Origin of the sequence: Sorangium sp. So ce394 (genome assembly GCF_051474665.1) — a bacterium.
GTDB lineage: Bacteria > Myxococcota_A > Polyangia > Polyangiales > Polyangiaceae > Sorangium > Sorangium cellulosum_D.
This window is the reverse complement of sequence record NZ_CP150339.1, coordinates 380,390-402,510: the sequence shown is the minus strand read 5'-3', so window position 1 is coordinate 402,510 and position 22,121 is coordinate 380,390. Positions and strand designations below refer to the sequence as shown.

Genomic DNA, 22,121 nt, shown 5'->3' with positions numbered 1-22,121 from the left:
GGCGGCGCGCGATTGAGCGACCTGACGTAGCAGTATGGATCTTAGACTCGTCATGAATAAGCCCTCGACGCCGTTGTTGATGGGAGGAGACGAAGCGAATCCGCTCTCGCCCGGCCTGCACGCGCAGACACAGGCGTTCTCCCATTGCGAATGTTTGTGTACTCGGCTGTAAACCGAGCGCGAAGGCGACAAATCGCGCCACGCGGCGACAAACCGCGCCACCAGCGACAAACCGCGCCACCAGCGACAAACCGCGCCAGGCCAGGGGCGGTCGGCACAACCTCCCACGATCTCCGCCTCCCTGAGGCGCTCGCGCATCATCTCGACATCTGGTCCTCCCCCGCTTCGGCGAGGAGGATGATGCCTGTCATGGAGCTCACGCTGGCTTGGCCCCGGCGAATCCATCTAAGATCGGACCGAGGAGGTTCTTCATGCGCACGCATCGACCCGTCTTGCTCGCGACGCTCCTCTCGGCCGTCGCCGTCTTGATGTCCGCCGTGCCCGGATGCGGGGACGACGAGACGCGGGCGAGCAGCGGAGGGCCGGGGCCGACAAGCGGCGACTTCTTCTCCAGGTATGCGAAGGCCCTCTGCGACCGCACCTTCGCGTGCTGCGACGCGGCGACCCGGGCCGCGCATGACCTGGACGCGAGCTCCGCCGACGCGTGCGCGTCGACGCTCGAAGCGATCCTCGTTGCCGTCACCGGCGGAGGCGAGGTGAACGGCACGTTCGTCCCGGAAAAGGCGGAGGCGTGCCTCGCCGAGGTGGACGCGGCCCCCTGCGCCGAGCTTCAGATCCTGGGCGTGCTCTTGGGGGTGAACGACGGGTTCACGCCGTCCTGCCTCGACGCGTGGGACGGCTCCGTGCCCGAGGGCGGGACGTGCGCCACGGACTGGGACTGCGCCCGGGACCGCTGCGTGCGCAGCACCGACGCGAGCGGGCAGACGACGTCGGCGTGCAGGGCGAGGGCGGCGGCCGGAGAGCCATGCTCCTCGGCGTTTTACTGCGACGAGGCGCTCCGATGCGACCAGCCCTCGCCGTCCGACGAGGGGGCGTGCGCGCCACGGCTCGCCGTGGGCGCGTCGTGCAAGGGAACCCTCGACTGCCAGGAGGAGCTTCGCTGCGGCGAGGACGGGACGTGCCAGGCGCGCGAGCCGGCGGGCGGTCCATGCGCGTCGGACGGAGACTGCGCGGCCGGTACGGCGTGCGATGGGGCCACGTGCGCGCCGCTCGGCGCCGCCGGCGCGCCCTGCTCCGCCGATTCGGACTGCGCGTCCTTCGCGTGTGCCGCTGCGACGGGCACCTGCGCCGACGTCTGCAAGGGCAGCTGATCGCGGGGCAAGAGGCCGCGGCTACCGCCGCTCGCGAGCGCCTGCGCCCGCCTTCGTTCCGCGCGAGAGCCGCGCCTCGATGCCGTCGAGCACGCAATCGAGGCCCCCGTCGAACACGACGTCGGCCGGCGGGTGCGAGGCGTCCCGGACCACCTTGGCGAGCGTCGGGAAGCGGCCGGTGGCGATCATCCGGTGGATGTACGCGTCCGACGCTCGCTGCCATTCGGCCTGGCTCATGCCGCTCGCGAGCTCGGCGCGCAGCTCGTTGGCCTCGCCGCGGATGGCGCCGATCACATAGGCGTTGACGGTCCCGACGGCCAGCATGACGGCATCGATGTCCTCGAAGCCCGGAGCCCCGCTCAGCGCGGCGAACGAGGCCTCGAGGTGCGCGAGCGCGTTCGGACCGAGATGCGGGCGGCCGCCCAGCAGATCGATGAACCATGCATGCTCCCTGGCGGCCCGCCGGGTGCGGTGGGCGATCGCCCGGAGCGCCTCGCGAAAGCCGCCGGGGATCGGCCCTGCCGACGCCATCTCCCCGTACACCGCGTCGACCATGAGCTCGAGCAGCTCCTCCTTCGTGTCCAGGTAGCCGTAGAGGCGCATCGGACCGGCGTCGAGCGAGGCCCCGACCTTGCGCAGCGACACTGCGGCGAGGCCTTCCGCGTCGGCGAGCGCGATGGCGGCGCGCACGATCCGGTCTCTGCTCAGCGGTCCGGGCGCGGGACGGGGGACGGGCTCCGGACGCTCCCAGAGGAGGGGGGCGCCGGTCGCGCGCGCTTTCTTCTGCCGTGCGGTCATGCCCCGGTCTTGTTCGCATCGGAGCGCGGTTGACAACAAATCGGGCGCGATACACTGTATCGACGTGATACACTGTATCAAAGGACGGTCATCATGCACGTAGAATCGACGTCGGCGCTCGTGGTCGGGGGCAGCTTGGTCGGCCTTTCGGCCGCGGTATTCCTGGCCTGGCGAGGTGTGCGGGCGGTCGTGGTCGAGCGGCACGCGGGCAGCTCGCCGCATCCGCGCGCGATCGGCTACACGCCGAGGACGCTGGAGCTCTATCGCGCGGTCGGGCTGGGCTCGCGCATCCCGCAGGTGCCGCCCACCTTCCGGCTGCGCCGAGCCCGGGTCGAGAGCCTCGCCGGCGAGTGGTTCGAAGAGCTCCCGTGGACGCCCGGGGAGCAGGGGGCGCCCTCGATCGAGCGCTCGCCGTGCGCGGGCGCCGCGCTCGCTCAGGATCGCCTCGAGCCCATGCTCCGGGACAGGGCGGCCGAGCTCGGCGCCGACATCAGGCTCGAGACCGAGCTGGTCCGCTTCGAGCAGGACGCCGACGGGGTGACCGCGTGGCTGCGCGAGCGCGGCGGGCGAGCGTACGCGATGCGCGCGGACTACCTGGTGGCGGCGGACGGCCACCGCAGCCCGATCCGCGAGGCGCTCGGGATCGGCCGCTCCGGGCGGGGCCACATCCAGACGGTGCGCAGCGTCCTGTTCCGGGCTCCGCTCGAGGAGTACCGCCGGACGGGGGTCACGCAGTTCGCGATCGAGCAGCCGGGGTTCAAGGCATTCCTCACCACCTACGGCGATGGCCGCTGGGTCCTGATGTTCTGGGACGACGAGGAGCGCGACGCGGGCGCGCTGAGGGCGTTGATATCGAGGGCCATCGGCAGGTCGGACCTGGACGTCGAGATCGTCACCACCGGACGATGGGAGATGAGCGGCCTGATCGCGGATCGCTTCGCGTCCGGCAGGGTATTCCTCGCCGGGGACGCCGCGCACACCCTGCCGCCGAGCCGCGGCGGTTACGGCGCGAACACCGGCATCGAGGACGCCCACAACCTCGCGTGGAAGCTGTCTGCGGTCCTGTCGGGCGCGTCGACGCGAGAGCTGCTCGACACCTACGACGCCGAGCGACGCCCGATCGCGTGGCTCCGGCACGACCAGATCTTCGCCCGGGCCGACTACAAGGCATACGCGGGCGGGGCCGCCGCGGGCGTGCCGATCATCGACGACGATGCGATGGAGCTCGGTCAGCTGTACCGATCGACCGCGGTGCTCGGCGCGGGCGACGGGCTCCCGCCGGCGATGCGGCCCGAGCAATGGGCGGGTCAGCCGGGCACGCGCGCGCCGCACGCGTGGGTGGCGAGGGGCGACGAGCGGCTGTCCACGCTCGATCTGTTCCAGCGAACCTGGGTGCTGCTCGCCGAGGACGCGCGGTGGGGCCCCGCCGCGACGCATGCCGTCGAGCGGCTCGGCGTCGCGCTCGAATGCGTTCGGATCGGCGCGGAGGTGCTCCCTGTCGAGGAGGGAGCGTTCCGGAAGACGTTCGGGATCGGGGCCGGGGGCGCGTCGCTGGTGCGCCCGGACGGTTACGTGGCGTGGCGCTCGGTCGACCTGCCGGCGGATCCGCGCGGCGCGCTCGCCGATGCGCTCGCGCAGGTGTCGTCCGCCGCGCGCCGGCCCGATCGCATTGCCCTGTAGGGCCGGCGATCCTTCATGGCCTGACCAAGAGAATCTGGAGTCGCTCCGAGGCGAAGCAGCGGGGCCGCTAACGGCGGAGTTCTACGCGCTGGCTGCTTGGCTCGATCGGCGGTCGACGCAGCAAAAAAAGACGCCGTCCCGCACGGTTTGCGCGAAGGACGACCGAGGGTGCCGGCATTCACCAGGGCAACCGAGCAGCGACGCAGGGCAAAGCCGGACCTCGGGGGTCGAGTCCGCCTGCGGCCGTTCCTGTCGAGGCGCTCCGTGCCTCGCACGCAGGGGGGAATGACTCCGTGAAGCAGTGGTATCCGGCCCTGGCGAAGCTGTCCTGTGTCGCGGCAATGGTCCGTGTCTCCGCCGTCTGCGGCAGCGACGAGGGCTTATAGCCATCCGGAGCTCGACACCGACAGCTCCGCTGTAGAAGCGTCGCGAGAGCCCATGCGCATCGACGCAACGCAGGGGAGAGGGACAGGGATTTTCCCATAGAAGTCGATAAACGCCTACCAAACTTAACAAGGTGAATACCATGAAAATTTCCATCATTATGCTTGCCGCGTGCTCCGTTCTTGCCGGCTGTCTCGGTAACGCGACCGACGCCGATGTTCAGGAGACCGGCAGCGACCAGGCCGCGCTCGTCGATACGGCAGGTCAGCTCAAGTCCGCTGCCGGGGCCTGCCTCGGCGTCGATCCGACGGACTCGAGCGGGGCCGTCAAGGTCGTCAGCTGCACCCCCAGCGCGACGTCCGCGCCCGACTGGATCTTCCACCGGGACGGGGCCGCCGTCATCATCGAGAACGCCGTGACCCACAAGTGCATCGACGCCCTGGATTCGGGCGTGGCCTCTGGCACGCCGCTGGTTCAGGAGGATTGCCGGCTCGACGGCGGCTTCTTCGACAGCCAGAGGTTCCACACGCAGAACCGAGGCGGCGGCAACTACAGGCTGGCGCCCATGCACGCGCGCGACCCCTTCCCCGGCATGTGCATGACCATCCCGGGCGGCATCACCACCGCGGGGGTGGAGGCCGAGCTGCAAGCGTGCGGCAACGTCAGCGCAGCCCAGTATTTCAAGGTCCCGCAGTGACGTCGGCGGCCGCTTGAGAGAGCCGGCGCGCCGCGCCCCGCGAGCGGCAGCATCCCGCGGCGGGCGCGGCGCGCGCGGCTCTCTCTGCCGGTCGCGCCCGGCTGCCGCGGAGAAAGACGAAGGGCGAGCGAGCTCAGCGGCCTGGCAGCGCGAGGATCACCGCCGTCCTCCCGGAGCTCGGAACGAAGGGGCCGAGCGAGGGGTATGCTGCAGGGACACATCATGAAGATCGCCGTTTACGGTCTCGGAGCCATCGGCGGGCTGCTCGGCGCCCGGCTGGCCAAAGCAGGCTGCGACGTCAGCGCCGTCGCGCGTGGAGAGAACCTCGCCGCCTTGCAGCGACGCGGCTTGCTGCTGCAAATCCAGGAAGAGATCACCAGCGTGCCGATCCGCGCTGCGCAGGATCCAGCCGCGCTCGGCGCGCAGGACGTCGTGATCATCGCGGTCAAGGCCACCGCGCTCACCGACGTCGCCGCGCGCATCGCGCCGCTGCTCCGCCCGGACACGCTCGTCGTCCCCGCGATGAACGGCGTGCCGTGGTGGTTCTTCGCGCCCGAGAACGTGCCGTATGCCGGCGCCCGGCTCCGGTCGCTCGACCCGGGCGGCGTCCTGCCGCGCGCCATCCCGCTCCGCCAGGTGATCGGGTGCGTCGTGCATCTGTCGGGCTCCAGCCCGGAACCAGGGCTCGTGCGCGTCGGCCTCGGCAATCGCCTGCTGCTCGGCGAGCCGGCCGGCGGACACTCGGACCGGGTGACCGCGCTGGTCGCGCTGCTGCAGCGCGCCGGCTTCGACGCCGAGGCGAGCGCCGATATCCGGACGGACATCTGGTACAAGCTGTGGGGCAACATGACGATGAACCCGGTGTCGGTGCTCACCGGCGCGACGTGCGACCGGATCCTCGATGATCCGCTGGTGCGCGGCTTCTGCCTCAAGGCGATGGAGGAAGCGGCGGCGATCGGCGCGAGGATCGGTTGCCCGATCGCGCAGAGCGGAGAAGACCGGATGGAGGTCACGCGCAAGCTCGGCGCGTTCAAGACATCGATGCTGCAGGACGCGGAGGCCGGCAAGCCGCTGGAGATCGACGCGCTGGTGACCGTGGTGCATGAAATCGGCAAGCTGACCGGCGTGCCCACGCCGACCATCGACGGCTTGCTCGGGCTGGCGCGGCTGTGCGGCCGCACGCGCGGCCTGGTCGCCGGATGATCCTCGAGCGAAGCCCGCTCGCCCCCGGGCTAGCCAAGCAGCGCGCGGCGGCACGGCTCGACCACCTCGGCGAGCGCCTGCCGCCGCAGCGCGCCCATCATCTCACGCGACAGCAGGCCGTGCTCGGGGGCGACGGCGCCGGGCGCGACGTCCGGATCGGCGCTCATCCGCGCGACGGCGCCCTCGAAGGCGCTCGCCGCCACCGCCCGCAGATCGTCGCCCGCGCCGCGCAGCAGCCAGGCGAGCGCGCGCCACCCCAGCTCCGCGTGCCGCCCCTCGTCCTCCGCGATGCGGTCGTACGTCCCGGCGAGCGCCGGATCGCGCACGAGCCCGGCGAGCGCGCGCGCCTCGGCGGCGCCGACCGTCTCGCCGACGCACGCCTCCTCGACCAGCGCCGCCACGATCGCCGCAGGCGAGGTGGCCGGGGCGACGCCCGTCACGTCGAGCGGCCCCGGGCCGAGCGCGGCGCCGGCGTACGCGCTCGCGAGCGTGTACGCGGCGCGCGCGTGGGCGACCTCGTCCATCGCCGCCTGCTGCGCGCCGGCGAGCAGGGCCGGCGGCGCGCCGAGCGCGAGCAGCTCCAGCGAGAACCGCGCGAAGCTCGCGATCGACGCGTGCTCGAGCGCGGCGACGTCGCGCCAGTGCGCGGCGAGCGCGGCGCGCACGTCGCCGCAGAGCCCCGTGGTCTCCGGGGTGAGCGAGGCAGAGGTCCAGTCGGAGCGCGCCGCGCCGCCGGCGGTGCGCGCCCGGCCGTCGACGGCCAGCGGCCGGCCGATGGCGCAGCTCGACGGCCGGCACGCCCACTCGCCCTCGCCGTCAGGCGCAGCGCACTGCTCGACTCCGGCCCTGCAGTCGGCCTCGGTGCGGCACACATCGCCGGGGGCGCGGCAGGCGAGATCCACTTCAACGCCGCACCCGTCGTTGTACAAGGAGACGCCGCACTCGCCGCTCGCGCAATCGTCGTTGGTGCGGCAGCCCGCGGACACGCACGTCGGAAACGCAAAATTGGTCGGTAAGACGCCGGTGCACACGCAGGCCTCGCCGGGGTTGCAGTCCTGGTCCGTGACGCAGGGGTACACGCAGCCGCAGAACCACACCGTGCCGTCAACGTTGTCGACACGATGCGAGCCGCACATCCCGCCGGGCTTCTCCGTGCAGTCGGCGTCGGTCTTGCACAAGAAATCGTCCTCGAGGCCCTGGCACGCCGGCAACCAGCCCTCACAGGCCACGGCCTCGACGCGGTGAATCGTGCCGTCAGGACACCTGGCGTAGCCGCTGTGCGCCCCGTCCGGCCGGAGCAGCGGCACGGCGCCCTCGCACACGAAGGCGGGGTCCGTCGTGCCAGTCGAGCCGGTCGCGCTCCCGCCTTCGCCGCCGCTGCTCGCGGGATCCATCGTGACGTGACCGCCGCACGCGGACGCCGTGAGGCCCAGGGCGGCCCAGATCGAGGCGCGCAGCGGCGCGAACGCGGGGACGAGAAAGCCGCGATGAATCGAGCTTGCTTTGAGCATGATTGACCTTCGTGTGCGGGTTTGCTGGGGGCCGCGGACGACTCAGGATCGCGCACTTCCCGGCGCTGGTCGGCGCAAATCACGCCCGAAAAGTGCTCCGGGAAGCGCTTTGGGAAGTCCGGCCCCCGATGTGTCGTCATGCGCTGCGGCAGGAGACGACGATCCGCGGGGTCCCCCGGGCTACGAGCCGTGCGCGGAGGCGAGCTTTGCGAGGGTCGCTCCGTCGACCTCCCCCGTCACCGGCAGGCCGTGGTCGCTCTGGAAGTCTTCCAGGGCGATCCGAAGGAGGCCCTCCTCCCGGCCCTGCTCTTCGCTCTCCAGGTAACCGAGGCTCACGAGCCGCACCAGCGGCCCTTCCGCCGCATCGAGGGGCGGAAGATGGCCGAGCGAGAGCGCCAGCTCTTCCTGGTCCTCGCCGGTGCCCAGGAGGAGCCGTCCCCTCGCCGCGGCGGGTGAGATGGGCACGACGATGAAGCCGTCGCCGTCCGTCTCGCCCTCGAACGTCGCGCCGTCGATCTCGAGCACATAGGGGACGCCGGCGCGCGGCTCGGACTTCGCGTCCAGGAACCGGAGTCGCAGTTCTTCAGGCACGCCGCGGCGGCGGAAGGTGTGACGAGCGCCCGTGGGCCGCTCTTCGATCTTCAAACGCTTGTCGGGGATGAAGACGACATCTTCGGTCGGCGAGAGGGCGCTGGGGTTCGAGCGCCTCTCGCGGAGGGCCGCGTTCTCGGGCAGGTTCCAGAGCGTGTCGGGATAGAACCCATAACGAAAAGCGATGCTCGAAAGGCACTCTCCTCGCCTCACGACGTGCTTGAAACCCATCACGAATTCTCCTTGTCGTCCGAGCCCGTCTCCTCCTCGCCTCCCGAGACCACCTTCGACTTGTCGCGCAGTCCGAGGAGCTGCGCCTGGAACTCACCGACCTCGATGTATGGAATCGGCTCGAAGCGGCTCTCCTCGTCCCTCGGCGTGATCGAGCCGTACGTCTCGTCCTCGTCCTCCAGATCGAGATCGCCGAGGACGTAGTTGAGGAGGTGCAGGTAGCGATTGGCCTTATGGACGCGGTTGCAAAGGGCCATGCCGTCGCCGACGAGCTTCTCGAAGCCTTCAGGCTGCCCCGCCACCCAGCAGTCGAGGAGGTACCCGCGGGCTCTTCGATCCCACGAGTCTTTGGACGCCGGACCCCTGTCGATCCACCCCTGGCCCACCTTGCGGAGATCGTCGTCCGACAGCCTCTCTTCTTCGAGCTCCATGCTCGTCGGGCCGACGTTCTTCGCCTTCTTCTTGTTCTTCTTCTCCGCTTTCACGGGAGCGGGGCCGAGCTCGAGCACGGCCCTCAGCCCCGCGTCGATGGGATCGGATTTCAATCGAGCGATCATGAAGTCCCTGAGCCGCTCGTCGGTCGGACGTCGGACGTCGTGACAGTACGAGAGCCACCGCAGCAGGGACTCGCTGGTCAACCCCTGGGACTCCTTGGCGAACGCTTCATAGTCCGCTTCCGGCACCTTGGGCGCGAGATCCGACAGATCGGGATCGTTGAGCACGCACGAGAGGAGGACACAGAAGCTCTTGAGGCATGCGGTCCAGTCGTCGCTCATCGCTTGGCGCTGTTTCGCGAGCTCGCAGAGGTCGGCCAGCGACTCGCTGATCCCTCGAACGGCGTCCCGCCGCATGCACGCCACGTTGTCGCAGGCTTCCTCGATCTTCGACCTGAAGCCCCTCGGCAATTTTTGGATCTCGAACCGGCGCCAGGCTTGGGGTCGCTCCCCTGTGCAGAGGAGGGCGCCAACCGGGCAATGATCGCTGATGTCCGACCACCAGTTCAACGCGCGATGGTCGAAGTCGAGCGGCAAGAGGCCGCCGCCCGGGGCGACGATCCCCGCCTGCCGGAAGACGAACGTCTTCGAGTGCGCGAAGAAGTCCGCGCGCTTGTTGAGGACGACGACCGTCCGCTCTCCCGATTTCCCGTCCTCCTGCTTCGCGACGATCATCCGGGTCGTGCGGTCCTGGATGTTCTGGGCGTTCCCCTTCAAACGCGTTTGATTCGTCGCGGAGACCGAGATCGCGAGGTCGAGGTTCGCGTTGGTCAGATGGGACTCGAAGAGCTGGCTCTTGCAATGATTCAGCTTTGTCGACTTGACCACCGTCGATTCGGGGTCGAGGTAGTAGTCGCCGGCGAGCACCCAGTGCCCGCCTGCCTTGCCGACGTAGGCGAACATCCCTTCGAGCTGCTCGTACTCTCCCTGTCGCTTGAGCCCGTGTCCGGCGGGTGTCGTGTGGACGACGCCGACGGAGACCTTTTCGCCCCGCGGATCGAGGAGCTCCAGGTCGTGGACGACGACGGGCCGGCAGTAGGCCGGCCAGAAGCGCGTTTGCAGATAGGCGACGAGCTGCCCTTCGGGGTGGGCGTCGAGCTGCCGGCACGCCTTCTCATAGTTCTTGAACTGGCGAACGAGCTTCTTGTCCGGCTTGGCCGTGTTGCTCGTCTTCTCATAATCGGCGATCACCTGCTTCAGGTCGTCCGCGGGCTTCATCTGCACGAGCAGCAATTGGACCTCGGGGTGCTGGTCGAGCGTGAAGACCCATTTGCGGACCCAGGGCGCTCCTCTGGAGCGAGCGGTGCTCTTGATGGAGCGGACGTAGGTGCCGGCGTTGGTCCGTACGGGCGATCCTCCGTTCTTGTTGAGCTGCTCGTTCAGCTCCTCCAGCAGCGCCACGGGCAGGTAGACGGAGCCGTCCTTCGACGGTTTTTTCAGCGGGAGCCTCTCCACGATGGGCGGGGCCTTCTCGGCTGGGAGCTCGCACAGCTTGAGGGCGCAGGGTTTCTTTGCCCAGTAGTGGACCCCGGGCGCGAGGCGATTGCCGTCGTAGGACGCCCAGGCGTCGCCCTCGCGAGCCTTCCTGAACATGCGGGATCGCACGACGACGGGGTAGTACTCCGGCTGGCCGAGCCGCACGCTCTTCCAGGTCTTGAACCACCCCATGTCCACTTCCACTTCGCGGAGCTTCACGCCCTCGCCCTCGCCCGTCACTCGGACCTTGAGCGCCGTCCCCCAGATCGACCATGTCTCCTCTCTCACGGAGCCGGGATCGTAGGCCTCGGGGGCGTCCTCTTCGGGGGAGCCGTCGTCGTCTTCGCCCTCGTTGTCCGTCTCGTCGTCCTCGCCCTTCGTGCGTCCCTCGTCCTCCTCCTCGTCGACCTCGATCTCAGGGCCGACCGCGGAGAACGATCGCATGAGCGGGCCGAAGCGGCACTCGAGGCCGCTCTCCTCGAGCGTGGCCACGAACGTGTCTTTCTCGAGCACGTCTCTTCCGGCGAGGTTCACCTCCTGGAGGGCCAGGACGTCGATCCAGAGATGGCGCATGAAGATCCAGGCGATGGTGCTGGTCTTCTCCTCCGCCTGATTGATGTGGTTGAGGTTCCACGTCGCCACGCCGAGGCTGAGGGGAGGGAGCTTTCGCGTGTTGTCGGACAGCTTCTTCGGGTGCCCTTTACCCGCCTTGGCGACCTTGAGCAGTTTGGGATCCGGTTTGAATCTCTTGTTCGGATCGAAGGTCGCCCCCTCTCCCTCCTTGACGCGCGCCCTCTTGGTCTTGCTGGAGGGCGGGTCCCTCTCGGTCGGGATCTCCGTGGTCGTCGAATCGAACTTGACCGACCAGGAGCTCCAATCGAGCCACTGCTCCTGCACGTTCGGCACCTGCGGGTACAGCCACGGAGATCCGAAGTCGAAACCGACGAGGCGTTCACTCTCGTGCATGTGCCGCTCGTGCGCGTTCCGCGCGCAGCCCGGGTTGGTGCAGGCGAAGCAACGACCGCATTGGGTCCGCCCCTGGCAAGAGAAGCATCCGTAGAACGTGGTGAGGGTCTTGCACTTGGGGCACAGCGGCTCGTCGATGACGTTCATGGCAATCCTATCGCTCCGATGTTGCTCACGATGGGTTCACGGGATCACAGAACGCGGACGCGATCGCAGGACCGCGCTTCTCTCGACCGAGGCTGGCCGTTGCGAATCCTCCTGACAGATACTGGCGTTTTGGACGTTGCCCCCTGCTGGCGCGCTCAGGCCTGCTTGCTCCCCTCCTCCACCGCCTTTCGGATCCCCCGCAGCATCTCCAGCACGGCGTCCGCGCCGCCCCACGGGTACGCCATCCGCAGGGTCCCCTCGAGCAGCGCGTCGAGCGACGCGCCGTCGGCCCCGGCCGGTCCGGCGCCCGCCTGCGCCCCGGCCGAATGGGCGAGCTTGGAGACGAGCGACGGGATCCGCTCGATGCCGAGGAGATCCCACGGGTGCGGGAGGCCGCGCTCCAGGCACCAGGCGTCGTACTGCTTGGCCAGCGCGAACTCGGGCAGCTCCCAGTGCTCCATGTCCCAGATCGCGCAGTAATCGCCGGCCGGGGTGGAGCGGTAGAAGACCTCCGATCGCATGTGGCGCGCCGCCTTGGGCGCGGCGCCGGCGTAGCCCCCGCCCGGCGCCGGAGCGGGCGCGCCGGCGGGGACGCCCGAGGCCGCCGGCGCCCCGGCGGGCGCGCCCGGCGTGGCCGGCGCCCCCGTCGCGGGCGCCTTCACGAGCCGCAGGTGGTCGAGGATCGCGTTGACCGCGTGGCGCCCGGACTCGTTCGCCGCCTCCATGGTCGACATGCGGGTGAAGGTCTTCAGGTACACACCGGCGAAGACCAGCTTGCCCCAGTGCACGAGATAGCCGCCGTGAGGAGCCTGCCACAGCGCCGCATCCGGCGCCTTCGCCGGCGGCGGGCTCACCACCCGCGGGGTCGGATCCCACGGCGGCGGGCCGGGGCGGCTCTGGAAATCGGCCTTGATCGGCACGAGGTACGGGACCCGGGCGCGCGTGAACACGCCGCGATCGTCGAACTCGAGGTACTCGTCGAGGTAAAACCAGGTCGGCGCCGGAGGATCGTAGATCGGCGCCTCGGCCGCGCCCGCCGGGCGCATCTCGGCCACGATCTGCGCGAAGACCTGCTCGGCGATCTCCACCGGGCCGCACTCGGCCGCGGTCCTCCCGGCCGCCGCGCCCTCCCGCGCCCGGGTGTTCCAGTCGCAGAGGTCGATGCTGAGCAGCGAGACGAACCCGTCGCGCTCGAGCGTGGGGCGCCGCCGCCAGAACTGCGCGCTGTTGATCGAGGTCAATCCCCAGGGCGCCTGGCTGTAATAGACATATCCATTGTTGATCTTCAGCTCCTGGGTGAAGAAGAACTGGAGACCCGACATCGTCTGGAAGCGATCCCAGGCCGTCACGCCGAACGCATGCCCCGCGCCGGCCGCCGGCCGCGGCGCCCCCTCGCCCTCCTCGGGCGGCGCCGGCCGGACCTTCGTGGTGAAGCCGCCGAGATCCCTCGGGACGCCCGCGGCGACCCCGGCCCGGCGCAGCGGCTCGGTGACCGCCTCCGCCGAGCACGCGTCGGTGGCGACCACGTGGTAATCGGCGCTCCGGAGGGCCTCGGCGAGCTCCCGCTCCCGCGGCGTGAGGTCGTCCCCCGCGGGCCGCTCCCCGGTGGCGAGGCGGATCAGAAAGCCGTGGGGCACGATCTCGCCGCCCTCGAGCTCGAGGCGCTCCAGCCCGCCGAGGATGAACTGCACCCCGAGGCGGCGCTCCAGGTACGCCCTCCAGGGCTCGAGCCACGCCTCGGTGGTCGGGCCGCTCAGCGTGCCGTCGACCTTGGGCAGCGTGCGGACCCAGTTGTAAAAGAGCTGCACATACGTGTTCCCGCACGTCCGCGCGTCGCCCCACACCGCGTCGAACGAGGCGAGGACGCGCGATTGCGTCTTGGCGTCCCGCTCGAACCGCTCGCTGTAATGGTAGAGCCGGGCGCCGGTCGCGGGATCGTACCCCTCGAGGTACTCCCACCACGAGATGCGCTCCATCTCCAGCGCGCGGCGCCCGGCGGAGGTGCACATGTACCGCAGGACGCGCAGCATGAGCTGCGTGAGATCCGCCGCCGTGTAGCCCATGGTGCGGAGCGCCGCGAGGCGCTCGGCGCGCTCGTGATCCGAGCCGGGCGGCGAGCGCGGCATGATGAGCGGGCTGAGCCCGCCGCTGACGATGCCCTGGTTCGGGGTGGGCACCACGTTGTCGTAAACGGTCCTGCCGCTCTCGTTGCCGTCCTCGTCGAGGAGCGGGATCCGGCGCATCGTGTCGAAGACGTGGTTGTAATACGAGGGGAAGAAGCGAAAGCCGTGCTCGCCAGGGAGCACCGTGAAGCAGACCTCGACGACGGCCCAGCGGTTGTGGTCCGGCGCCTCGCCGTCCGAGCGCCGCGGCGCCCGCTCGCCCTGCCTGCCGGCCGCGATCGTGCACGCGGAGTCGCCCGCGGCGGCGGCGATCAGCGCGCGCGCCGCCTCGGCCCGCTCGACGCAGAGCTCGCGGTGCTCCTCGGGGTTGGTCAGCGGCCGCGAGCCGGGGCCGGGCGGCGGCGCGTCGTCGTGGGCGTCGGCGTAGCCGGTGATCTCCAGCCGGAAATCGACGTCCTTGCCGCGGAGGTAGGCGAGCAGCGCGCGCACGCGCGCCTCGACGTCGGCGCGCGTCTCGCCGCCGGGCGCGTCGTGGCTCCCGCGCGCGAACGGGACGTGGATCGGGACGAGGCGCAGATCGCGCGCCTCGGCGACGGCGCTCATCCCGTCGACGTCGCTGCGGCAGAACCGCGCCGACCAGGGCCCCTCGGCCCCGCCCGGCCGCGCCTGCCGGCCGATCGCGTACTGCGTCCGCGCCACGCCGCCCATGGCGATCCGGCGCCGGCCGTGCCGGTCGAGGCAGGTGTCCTGCTCGACGACGCGCACCACGAAGCCGCGCTCCGCGAGCTCGTGCGCGACCGTCAGCCCGGCGATCCCGGCGCCGAAGACGTTCACGGTGGGCCGCCGGCCCGCGTCGCTCCCGCCGCCCATCAGAACGCCGCCTTTCCGCCGCCGTGGAGGTACGCGCCGGGCTCGTCCGCGAGCGCGCCGGCGCCGCGACCCGGCCCGACGCGGAGCTCGACGCGGCCCCGCTTGGTGGACGCGCACTCGAGCAGGAACTGGCTGTCGGGGACGTCGGGCGTGGGCGTCAGGCACAGGGAGTGGACGCGCCAGACGGCCTCGATCTCGGCGGCGGCCGGGCCGCCGCGCAGCGAGCCGAGGAGCCGGGCGATCGAGAGCCCCTCGGCCTCCATCGAGAGCCACGCCGAGCGGTAGAGGAGCTCCCCGTCCGACCTGCGCCGGAGGAGCAGCCGAGCGCGCCCGCGCGGGCGTAGATCGGCGCGCACGCCGCCGAGGTCGGGGAGGAGCCCGACGCCGCAGAAGCGGAGCGACTCGGTCTCGGTCTCGAGCGGGTCGGGGAAGCGCGTCCACAGCGCCCCCTCGACGAGCGCCTCGGGCTCGGCGGGATCGTCCTGCCGCACCTCGTCGAGGCCGGGGGTGCCCCAGAGCTGCAGCGCGCGCTGCTCGCCGTCCTCGTGCTTGCGGAGGACCAGCGCGACGCGCCCCGCGCCGGCCGCCGAGCCCGCCCAGAAGAGGCAGGCGCCCGGCGCGACGCGATCCCAGAGGGCGCGGCCCCACTCCCGGAAGGGACGGAGCAGCTCCGGCGCGTCGGCCGGCGCGATGGCCTCGCCGAGCTCCCGGCAGCGCTCGAGGCCCACGAGGCCACGCCCGATGTCGCCGTGCCTGCCGCCGTCCCAGCCGCCCACGCACAGGGCCGCCGTCACCGCGTCCTCGGACAGCGCCGCGAGCGGCACCCGGCCCTCGATGAACAGCGCCCGGGCGATCGCCGGCCGCCCCTCGGCGTAGACGCGCGCAGGGTCCGCGATCGGGACGCCCGTCAGGTGCTCGGCGACGGCGCGCGCCCACGCCTCGCCCGCGGACGCGTCGAAGCGGCGGTAGGCGCCGTGCTCGAAGGCGCGGGCGAGGCGGCCGCCGTCCCGCGCCCGGTCGAGGAGGAGGCCGGCGATCGCCTGGGGGTCGTCCGGCGCGCCGCCCTCGTCCGGGAAGAGATCCGGGTCGTTGAGCGCGCGGCGGAGCCTGGGCGGCTCGAGGTCGGCCGCGAAGCTGGCCGCCCTCGCCTTCACGCCGTCGCTCCGGAAGGCGCCGAGCGCCCGCTCCAGCGCGGGAGGAGCGGGGGCCTCCGGGCGCGGCGCGGGCGCGGCCTCCGGCGCGCGCCCTTCGCCGCCGTCGAAGAGGTGCACGGGCGCCTGCACGGGCCTACGGCGCGGATCGGTGTGTCGCTGCTGCATGGGTCCTTCCTTCCGGTGAGAGATCGAGCCCCGGCGCCACGGCCGCCGCGAGCGCCCGCGGCCGCGCCACCCCCTGCGCCGCCATCCACGCCTCGACGCGCCGGATCTGCGCGGCCCCCGCGCTGCCCCCCGCGAGCTGCCCCAGCGCGAGCCGCGCCGCCTCGCGGTGCAGCGCCATCTCCAGCCGATCGAACCCCGCGATCGCGGCCTCGAGCGCGCGCGCCGCCTCGCCGGCGCGCCCCTCGACGCGCGCGATGCCGGCGCGGAGCAGCTGCCCGATCGGCGCGCCGGCCGCGAGCGGATCCCGCTCGATGCGGCGGATCTGCGCGCGCGCGTCGTCGAGCAGCGCCCGCTCGGTCCACCCCGCGCGCCGCGCGCGCGGGCGCGTGGCCGCCGCCGCGAGCGCGGCGCGCGCCCGCGTCCAGCGCAGCTCGAGGCCCGTCCCGCGCAGCGGCAGCAGGAACGACGCTTCCAGGCGAGGCCAGTGATCGAGCACCGCCGCCCACGCCGCCCAGGGGTCGCCCCGGTAGAGCGCCGCGTAGCCCGACGCGATCATGGCGGCGTACTCCTGGCGCCGGTAGCCGTGCTCGGGCCAGCGGCGCGACCGCGACGCCTGGCGGCCGAGCGCCGCCGCCGCGCTCGCCTGCGCCTCGTCGCCGCGGTCGGCGGCGAGCCACGCGAGCATCGGCTCGCCCACGTGCGCCTCGCAGAGCGCGTGCACGTCGCCGCGGCGGCGCGCGTCGCCCGCGAGCTCCGACAGGCGCGGGAGCAGCTCGCGCAGCTCGCCGAGCCACGCCAGGGCGAAGTGGTGGAAGATCGCCACGGTGACGCGCTCCCAGGCCGTGCCGGGGCAGCGCTCGCGGAAGAGCGTGTCCGCGCGCCGGCACGCCTCCGCCGTCCTCCGCCACTCCCCGCGGGTGAACGCCACGTTGACGAGGGCCAGCTCGCGCCACGCCGCGTCGTACGGGTCCCCCGTGCGGACCGCGAGCGCGCTCACCTGCTCGAGCAGCGCCTCGACGCTGCGGTCGAGCAGGGCGCCGCCGAGGTGGGTCTCCATCGAGGCCTCGTAGGCGAGCGCGCGGCAGACGGTGGAGGCGTCGCCGACCTTCAGCACCCGCCGGAGGTGCAGCATCCGGAAGGCGTCGGCGAGGTGGGGGCTCAGCATCGACATGCTGGTGGAGGCGGTCCACAGCGCGTCGAGCCGCGGGCGCTCCGCGGCCGGCAGCGCCGCGGGGAAGGCCCGCCGCCGCGCGTCGGAGCGCCCGAGCAAGAAGGCGAGGCGCCGCCACGACGCGGCGGCGAGCGCGCCGGCGAACGATCCGGGGATCGGCACGCGGAGCGCCTCGAGCGTGCTCCTCATCTCGCGCCACCCCGCGTCGATGAACCCCGCCTTGAGGTGCTGCTCGGCCGCGCGCCGCCGCAGCGCCAGCGCCCGCTCCGCGGCGGGCGGGCCGCCGACGTGCGCGGCGGCCTCGAGGTAGCGCTCCGCCGCCTCGGGCGCGCGGCCCAGGTTCACGAGCGCGTCGCCGAGCTTCTCGAGGATGCCCGCGCGCCCGGCCGCGTCGCCCGAGAGCGCGAGCCCCTTCTCGTAGAGGACGGCGGCGTGCTCGAAGGCGAGCGCGGCGGCCGCGCGGTCGGCGGCGCGGAGCGCGTGCTCCCCTGCCCTCCGGGGCTCGCCCGCGCCCTCCCAGTGGTACGCGAGCGCCTCGTGGTCGCGCGCCCCCTGCGCCTCGAGCGCCTCCGCGATGGCGCGGTGCCTGCCGGCGCGCTGCTCGGCCGGCAGGGCCGCGAGCAGGGCCTCGCGGATCCGGTCGTGGTAGATCGCCACGCCGCTCGCGCCGTCGCCCGCGATCTCGCGCAGGAGGTTCGCGTCGCGGAGCCGGGCGACGAGGGGCCGCTGCCGCTCGTCGAGCCCCGCGGCCGCGAGCGCGACGCCGCGCTCGAGCGGCTTGCCCGCGACGGCGGCGATCTCGAGGAGGCGCTGCGGCCCGGGGTCGAGCGCGCGGACGCGCGCCATCACGAGCGCCGCCACGTCGAGGGGCGCGCGCTCGTCCCCGGCGCCGCCCTCGGCGGCGCGCGCGCCGAGGTAGCGCGCCATCTCGGCCGCGATGAACGGGTTGCCCTCGGCCTGCGCGACGACGGCGTCGATCTGCCCCGCGCGCCGGGCGCCGTCCGCGCCGAGCATCGCCCGCGCGAGCGCCGCGACGTCGTCCACGCCGAGCGCGCCGAGCTCGATCGTGCGCGCCGCCCCGCCGCCGCCGTCCGCGCCCTCGAGCAGGTGCCGCAGGAGCGGGCTCCGCTGCCGCTCGTCGCTGCGGTACGTGAGCAGGAGCAGGAGCGGCGGCGCCGGCGCGCGGGTGAGCTCGTCGAGCAGCGGCGCCGAGTCGACGTCGCCCCACTGCACGTCGTCGAGCCACAGCACGACGAGGCGCGTCGCCGCGAGGCGGCCCATGAGGTCGCGCAGGGCCGCGGCGCCCTGCTGCTGGAGGGCGATCGGGTCGGGCTGGGCGGCGGGCTCGGGGCCGGAGAGGAGCGCGGGGAACTGCGCGAGCACGGGGAAGAGCTGGGTCAGCGCGCGGGCCCCTGCGGGCACGAGGGCCGAGAGCGCCTCGGCGGACAGCGTCTCGAGGTGGGCGGCGAGGCCGTCGATCGCCGCGTCGAGCGCCTTGTACGGCAGGCTCTCCGCCGGGTGGCAGCGCCCCTGCAGCACGAGGAGGTCGCCCGCGCGCCGCTGGGCCTCGAGGAGCTCGCGCACCAGCGTCGATTTGCCGATCCCCGAGGGGCCGTGGACGTGCACCGTGATCTGCCGCCGCGCTCCGGCGACCTCGTCGAGCGCCCGCGCGATCGCCGCCATCTCGGCGGCCCGCCCGACGAACGGCGGCCCCGGCGCGGCCTCCGCGGCGCCAGCGGCCGCGGCGCCGCCCTGCCCCGGCGCGAGCACGGCGAGGCACGCCTCCGCGCCCGGGCGCCGATCGGGATCCAGGGCGAGGAGGGCCATCGCGAGCTCGAGGAGGTCCTCGGGCGCGTCGGGCGCGAGGGCGAGCGCGGGCTTCGGCGCGTACTGGACCTTCTGGTAGAGGATCATGTCCATCGTCCCGCGGAACGGGAGCACGCCGGTGAGCGCCTCGTAGAGGATGACCCCGACCGCGTAGAGGTCCGCCGCCCGCGTGATCGCGCCGCGGCGGACCTGCTCGGGCGCCATGTACGCCGGGGTGCCGGCGATCTCGTCCGGCGGACGCTCGCTCGCGCCGCGGAACGCCGTGACCAGCCCGAAGTCGAGCAGCGTGATCCGATCGCCCGCGGAGACGAGGACGTTCGCGGGCTTGACGTCGCGGTGGACGCGGCCGGACGCGTGCAGGGCGTGCAGCCCCCGGACGAGCCCTGCGAGCCCCTGGCGCAGGCGCGCCCAGGCCTGCTCGGGGACGGGCCCCTGCGCGCCGCGCGCTTCGTCCAGCGCGCCGGACGCGGGCGGCGCGCCCGCCGCGCCCGGCGCGCTGGACGAAGCGCGCGGCGCGAGCGGCGGCGTCTTCCCCGCCGCGCTGGCGGTCGTGTCGCCGCCGGGCGCGGGGGTGGCCGGGGTCAGGGTCATGGTGGCCGTCGCGCGCTCGGCGGTCGGCGCCTGGACGGAGGCCCCGGGGATGCCGAGGTCGTCGCGGATCCAGCGGAGCAGGTCCTTCCCCTCGACGAGCTCCATCGTGAAGAAGCAGCGCTCGTCGTCGACGAAGAGCTCGTGCAGCTGGAGGAGGTTCGGGTGCGTCACGCCGGCGAGCGCGCGGAACTCGCTCTTCAGGCGGAGCACCTGCTCCGGCCCCGGCTGGCGCATCATCTTGAGCGCCACGTCCTGGCCGAGCTCGCGATCGTGGACGCGGTAGACGGTCCCCATCCCGCCGTGGCCGAGGTGGGCTCGGAGCTCGAAACGCCCGGTGCCCAGGAACGAGGCGCTCTTGCTCGTCATCCGCGGGTCGGAGAGTATAGAGGAGAAGCGGACGTCCACGCAGTCGCGCGGGCAGGGTGGCAGGAAAATCGATGGTCGCGCCGAGCCCAGAGCGGCACCTCTTGAACCACAGCCTGGCGATGGCGCTCCTCTCGTGGAACCTGCACGTGTTCCAGCCGGCGCTGGCGCTCCGCCGGCTGGGCCTCTACCGGCCGGCGACGCTCGGCGAGCGGCCGGAGGCGGGCGCGCCGCGGGGCGGCGGGCCCGATCTCTCGCTGCGTCACGCGCAGCCGGTGCTGCTGCCCGGCGAGCCGGAGGGCTACGAGAGCGTGCGGGCGTTCGACGACGTGGCCCACCTGTACGAGGCCGTGGTGCGGCCGTTCTCGGATCCCATCGTGGACGAGACGGTGGCGCTGATGCGGCCCTACCTCGCGCCGAGCGCCCGGATCCTCGATCCCTCCGCCGGGACGGGGCAGGCGGCGATCCGGCTGTCGCGGCTCGTGCCGGAGGGGGAGGTCGTCGCGGCCGATCTGTCGCGGGGGATGCTCGAGCAGGCCCACGAGGGCGCGCGGCGCGCGGGCTGCGGCAACATGGCGTTCTTTCAGGCCGACGTGGCGCGGCCGCCGGCGGCGTTCGCGGGGTACTTCGACGCGATCTTCTGCTGCCTGTCGTTCCACCACTACCCGGACGGCGCGGCCGCCGCCCGGGCGTTCCGCGGCGCGCTCGCGCCCGGCGGAAGGGTATTCGTCGCCGACGCCGGCCCGGCGTGGTTCGTCGAGCTGGCGCGCCCGATCTCGATGCTCGCCGATCCCGGCTTCGTCCGGCACCGGACGGGCGAGGAGTTCCAGCGCCTCTTCCTCGAGGCGGGCTTCTCGTCGGTGTTCTGGATCGAGGCGCTGCCGGGGATCGGCGTCACCATCGCGTCCGCGTAGCCGCGACAGCGCCTCGCCCCGGAGCCCGCGTCAGCGCGCCGCCGCGGCGCCTGCGCCCGGCCGGGCGTCGCGCTCGGACGGCGGCACGCGCGCCGGGATCCGGCGCGCGTGCCTGGTCCTCCGGATCACCACGCGATCGTCAGCGACACGGGCTGGCTTGTGTGCGCTCCGTTCGACGCCGTCACCTCATAGACGCCGAACGGATACTCCTCCTCGATCAGGATCCTGCGCTTGTTGATCTGGGAGATGGGGGCCAGCACGTCGATGCCGTTCCCGGTGATGCGCACGGTCGTCAAGCCCGGGACGAAGTTGTCGCCGATCACATAGATGGGATACCAGACGGGCATGTCGGTGCGGTCCGACGCGAACCGCAGGATGCTCGGCGGCAGGTTCGGGTTGGGCGCGGGCTCGGGGGGGCAGGAGGTGACCCACGGCGGGCAGTCGCCGAGGGAGCGGTACGGATCGCGCCCGAGCAGCTCCTGAACGCGCCATTCGGAGACCAGCCGCAGGCGGATCCCGTCGTAATCGGACGCCATGCCGGGGAGCGACGGCGCCGCGGGCACCGCGTCGACGCAGCCGCTGTCTCTGGCGTGGTCCCGGCACACCGCCGTTTGGAATGTGCCGGGGGCGAACCGAGCGATCCACTGCGCGATCGGGAGAGGCCCATCCGGCTCGATGGCGGGGTCGAGGATCATGAGCTGTCCGCCGACCCGGACCACGGGCGCGACGTGGTGGCTCCACGACACCTCTCCGTCCGGCTCGTTCTCGGTCTGCAAGGTCAGATTCCCGGTCACCCTGGCATACCAGGGCGTCGGGTAATTCGCCTCGTGGAGGAAGTAGGTCGCCGCCGGGGCCCGCTCCTCGCAACCGTTCTCGGGGTCGAGCCAGGGGATCCGCCGCGGAAAGCCGGGCTGGGACGGCACGGTGAGCTCCTCGAACCGCGTGTCGCGGATCAGGGCGAACCCGGAGCTCAGCTGCGCCTCGGTCCAGCTGGGCACGCAGTCGACCGGCACGTTCTCGAGCGGACCCTTCAGCTCGTTGTACGAGTGTGGACCGTCCAGCAGCGGGCAGCTCCCGCTGCCCTCGAGCGGCGCCGTCCCGTCGGATCGCTCGATGTCGAGATCCGGCGCGGCATCGTCGCCCTCGTCGCCGCCGCAGGCCACGGGGCCAAGGGCCATTGCCGCGACACAGAACAATTTCGCCAAGGCAAGATATGACGGTCTCATCGATTCACTCTCCCTGCATGCGCGACACGAACCGCCACGAGAGCCTGGCTCCCCTGGGGGACAGGACGGTTATCCGGGTGAATGCGGGCAACCTCGGTCGTCCTTCGCGCGAATCGCCCCGACCGCGTCGTTTTCCTGCTGCGCGCGCCCCTCGGCCGTGACGGTCGACGTCGATCGGGTGAGCTCGCCCGAACACGCAGGGTCGAGC

The 22,121-nt window shown here is 72.4% G+C and carries 13 protein-coding genes; 5 read left to right on the top strand and 8 right to left on the bottom strand.

Translation table 11 applies throughout. From position 1 onward, the window contains the following. The first annotated feature begins 431 nt into the window (after positions 1-431). Positions 432-1,331 carry a hypothetical protein gene (locus WMF33_RS01520; protein ID WP_437335472.1) on the top strand — a complete coding sequence of 300 codons (900 nt, stop codon included), beginning with the start codon at positions 432-434 and terminating at the stop codon, positions 1,329-1,331. A 21-nt stretch (positions 1,332-1,352) separates the two neighbouring features. Here WMF33_RS01520 and WMF33_RS01515 read toward each other — a convergent pair whose 3' ends face one another. After that, positions 1,353-2,021: a TetR/AcrR family transcriptional regulator gene (locus tag WMF33_RS01515; protein WP_437335471.1), complete on the bottom strand. Its 669-nt coding sequence runs from the start codon at positions 2,019-2,021 to the stop codon at positions 1,353-1,355. A 201-nt stretch (positions 2,022-2,222) separates the two neighbouring features. On the opposite strand from WMF33_RS01515, the gene WMF33_RS01510 reads away from it, so the two are divergent. The 3 genes from WMF33_RS01510 (at position 2,223) to WMF33_RS01500 (ending at position 6,093) form a co-directional block, all read left to right on the top strand. Further along, positions 2,223-3,809, top strand: a complete 1,587-nt coding sequence (locus WMF33_RS01510; protein WP_437335470.1) for an FAD-dependent monooxygenase — start codon at positions 2,223-2,225, stop codon at positions 3,807-3,809. 526 nt (positions 3,810-4,335) lie between these two features. Beyond that, entirely contained in the window at positions 4,336-4,890 is a 555-nt protein-coding gene (locus WMF33_RS01505; RefSeq protein WP_437335469.1) for an RICIN domain-containing protein, read from the top strand. Positions 4,891-5,112: 222 nt separating this feature from the next. Next, positions 5,113-6,093 (top strand): 2-dehydropantoate 2-reductase, encoded by a 981-nt coding sequence (locus WMF33_RS01500; RefSeq protein WP_437335468.1) that lies wholly within the window; start codon positions 5,113-5,115, stop codon positions 6,091-6,093. A 29-nt stretch (positions 6,094-6,122) separates the two neighbouring features. On the opposite strand, the gene WMF33_RS01495 is transcribed toward WMF33_RS01500, so the two are convergent. The 6 genes from WMF33_RS01495 to WMF33_RS01470 form a co-directional block, all read right to left on the bottom strand. After that, positions 6,123-7,604, bottom strand: a complete 1,482-nt coding sequence (locus tag WMF33_RS01495) for a ferritin-like domain-containing protein (RefSeq protein ID WP_437335467.1) — start codon at positions 7,602-7,604, stop codon at positions 6,123-6,125. 180 nt (positions 7,605-7,784) lie between these two features. After that, positions 7,785-8,426, bottom strand: coding sequence for a peptidoglycan-binding protein (locus tag WMF33_RS01490; RefSeq protein WP_437335466.1), 642 nt, complete (start codon positions 8,424-8,426; stop codon positions 7,785-7,787). Then, entirely contained in the window at positions 8,426-11,509 is a 3,084-nt protein-coding gene (locus WMF33_RS01485; RefSeq protein WP_437335465.1) for a hypothetical protein, read from the bottom strand. The genes WMF33_RS01490 and WMF33_RS01485 overlap by 1 nt, the downstream gene beginning before the upstream one ends. A 155-nt stretch (positions 11,510-11,664) precedes the next feature. Beyond that, positions 11,665-14,502 (bottom strand): NAD(P)-binding protein, encoded by a 2,838-nt coding sequence (locus tag WMF33_RS01480; RefSeq protein WP_437335464.1) that lies wholly within the window; start codon positions 14,500-14,502, stop codon positions 11,665-11,667. Next, complete coding sequence (locus WMF33_RS01475; RefSeq protein ID WP_437335463.1) at positions 14,502-15,821, bottom strand: hypothetical protein; 1,320 nt, start codon at positions 15,819-15,821, stop codon at positions 14,502-14,504. Before WMF33_RS01475 ends, WMF33_RS01480 begins: the two co-directional genes overlap by 1 nt. After that, positions 15,790-19,776 carry a serine/threonine-protein kinase gene (locus WMF33_RS01470; RefSeq protein ID WP_437335462.1) on the bottom strand — a complete coding sequence of 1,329 codons (3,987 nt, stop codon included), beginning with the start codon at positions 19,774-19,776 and terminating at the stop codon, positions 15,790-15,792. The genes WMF33_RS01475 and WMF33_RS01470 overlap by 32 nt, the downstream gene beginning before the upstream one ends. Positions 19,777-19,847: 71 nt before the next feature. Here WMF33_RS01470 and WMF33_RS01465 point away from each other — a divergent pair, with 71 nt between their 5' ends. Then, the gene (locus WMF33_RS01465) at positions 19,848-20,687 is read left to right on the top strand and encodes a class I SAM-dependent methyltransferase (protein ID WP_437335461.1); all 840 of its coding nucleotides are present in this window, start codon (positions 19,848-19,850) and stop codon (positions 20,685-20,687) included. Positions 20,688-20,812: 125 nt separating this feature from the next. Here the strand turns inward: WMF33_RS01465 and WMF33_RS01460 are convergent, their stop codons facing one another. Next, the gene (locus WMF33_RS01460; protein ID WP_437335460.1) at positions 20,813-21,865 is read right to left on the bottom strand and encodes a protein-glutamine glutaminase family protein; all 1,053 of its coding nucleotides are present in this window, start codon (positions 21,863-21,865) and stop codon (positions 20,813-20,815) included. Between the last annotated feature and the right edge of the window lie 256 nt (positions 21,866-22,121).

What these genes read in the sequence shown, in the direction of transcription:
- WMF33_RS01520 (WP_437335472.1), top strand. Translation starts at nt 432, where the DNA reads ATGCGCACGCATCGACCCGTCTTGCTCGCGACGCTCCTCTCGGCCGTC.
- WMF33_RS01510 (WP_437335470.1), top strand. Translation starts at nt 2,223, where the DNA reads ATGCACGTAGAATCGACGTCGGCGCTCGTGGTCGGGGGCAGCTTGGTC.
- WMF33_RS01505 (WP_437335469.1), top strand. Translation starts at nt 4,336, where the DNA reads ATGAAAATTTCCATCATTATGCTTGCCGCGTGCTCCGTTCTTGCCGGC.
- WMF33_RS01500 (WP_437335468.1), top strand. Translation starts at nt 5,113, where the DNA reads ATGAAGATCGCCGTTTACGGTCTCGGAGCCATCGGCGGGCTGCTCGGC.
- WMF33_RS01495 (WP_437335467.1), bottom strand. Translation starts at nt 7,604, where the DNA reads ATGCTCAAAGCAAGCTCGATTCATCGCGGCTTTCTCGTCCCCGCGTTC.
- WMF33_RS01490 (WP_437335466.1), bottom strand. Translation starts at nt 8,426, where the DNA reads ATGGGTTTCAAGCACGTCGTGAGGCGAGGAGAGTGCCTTTCGAGCATC.
- WMF33_RS01485 (WP_437335465.1), bottom strand. Translation starts at nt 11,509, where the DNA reads ATGAACGTCATCGACGAGCCGCTGTGCCCCAAGTGCAAGACCCTCACC.
- WMF33_RS01480 (WP_437335464.1), bottom strand. Translation starts at nt 14,502, where the DNA reads ATGGGCGGCGGGAGCGACGCGGGCCGGCGGCCCACCGTGAACGTCTTC.
- WMF33_RS01475 (WP_437335463.1), bottom strand. Translation starts at nt 15,821, where the DNA reads ATGCAGCAGCGACACACCGATCCGCGCCGTAGGCCCGTGCAGGCGCCC.
- WMF33_RS01470 (WP_437335462.1), bottom strand. Translation starts at nt 19,776, where the DNA reads ATGACGAGCAAGAGCGCCTCGTTCCTGGGCACCGGGCGTTTCGAGCTC.
- WMF33_RS01465 (WP_437335461.1), top strand. Translation starts at nt 19,848, where the DNA reads ATGGTCGCGCCGAGCCCAGAGCGGCACCTCTTGAACCACAGCCTGGCG.
- WMF33_RS01460 (WP_437335460.1), bottom strand. Translation starts at nt 21,865, where the DNA reads ATGGCCCTTGGCCCCGTGGCCTGCGGCGGCGACGAGGGCGACGATGCC.